We start from the raw sequence: 1,328 nt of genomic DNA, 5'->3' as shown, positions 1-1,328 counted from the left end.
CCGCGGGCCGCCGTCGCCGGTGGGACGCCCGGGCTCCCCGGCCGGGTCGCCGGCCACCTCGGCGACCAGCCGCGGGAGCGCCTCGCCGATGGGGGCGCGGACGACCGCGTCGGCCATCGGGTCGTACGGGGTCGGCTCGGCGTTCATGATCACCAGCCGGGCGCCGGCGGCCACCGCCTCGTCGCACAATCCGGCGGCCGGATGGACGGTCAGCGACGTGCCGACGGCCAGCAGCAGGTCGCAGGAGCGGGCGGCGGCCACCGAGGCGTCCAGCACGTCCTGGCGCAGGGCCTGGCCGAACGAGATCGTCGCCGACTTCTGGATGCCGCCGCACTCGGCGCACGCCGGGTCGTCCTCGCCCGCCTCGACCCGCGCCAGCACCTCCCGCATCGGCGTGCGCAGCCCGCAGGACAGGCACTCGGCCTCCAGCATCGTGCCGTGGATCTCCAGCACCAGCGCCGGGTCGGACCCGGCCCGCTGGTGCAGGCCGTCGATGTTCTGGGTGACCAGGCCGCGCAGCCGGCCGGCACGCTCCAGCGCCACCAGCGCGGCGTGCCCGGCGTTGGGCTCGGCGCCCCAGGCCGGGTGGTCCAGCCGGGAGCGCCAGGCGCGGCGGCGCACCTCGGGGTCGGAGATGTAGGCGCCGATGGTGGACATCGCGGCGGCGGACGGGTCCCTGGTCCACACCCCGCTGGGGCCGCGGAAGTCCGGGATGCCGCTGTCGGTGCTGATCCCGGCCCCGGTCAGCACGGTGATCCGCGAGGCCGCGGCCATCAGCGCCCCGGCGCGCTCCGCGCCGTCCCGCCCCGGCCCGGGGGATGCTGCTGCCATGCCCCCAGCCTAGGGGCGGAGCGCCCTGGTTCCGACCGTTCCGTTCGGTCCGCCGCCACGGGGGAATCCCCCTGCCGGGAGAAACAGGCCGGCAGCTAGGGCGTGGCGGACCGGAGACGGCCCGCGGAGTGGGAAACTGAGGACTCGTATGAGGTCGACGCCGCACATCCTGGTGATCAACGGGACCAAGGTCCGCCGTCCCGTGTTCATCCTGGGATCCCCCCACTCCGGCGCGGACGTGCTCGCCCGCGCAGTCAAGCGGTCCGCCGGGTTCCACCTGACGGCGGGCCGCCCCAACGTGCTGCGGCTGGTGTACGCCTACGCCCGGCGCCCGTCGATCGCGACGGGACGCGGGGTGGGCGCCGCCCGGGTGCTGCGCGACGCCTACGCCGAGAGCTGGCAGATCACGGCCGACGGCTGCCGGTCCTGCCCCGGCGAGTGCCGGGCGCTCGCGGGCCTGCCGCCGGTGCCGCCGCCGCGCGGCACGGGCCGGGGCT

The 1,328-nt window shown here is 77.0% G+C and carries 1 protein-coding gene and 1 pseudogene; one reads left to right on the top strand and one right to left on the bottom strand.

What is annotated here, in order from left to right; genetic code table 11:
• The coding region (locus DZF91_RS23670; protein WP_117359535.1) for an SIR2 family NAD-dependent protein deacylase at positions 1-831 on the bottom strand (831 nt) is incomplete at its 3' end.
• Positions 832-979: 148 nt separating this feature from the next.
• Here DZF91_RS23670 and DZF91_RS23665 point away from each other — a divergent pair.
• Positions 980-1,328: pseudogene (locus DZF91_RS23665) on the top strand (sulfotransferase); the annotation flags it as partial.

Origin of the sequence: Actinomadura logoneensis, assembly GCF_003428695.1 — a bacterium.
GTDB lineage: Bacteria > Actinomycetota > Actinomycetes > Streptosporangiales > Streptosporangiaceae > Spirillospora > Spirillospora logoneensis.
This window is presented reverse-complemented; position numbering and strand designations above follow the sequence as displayed.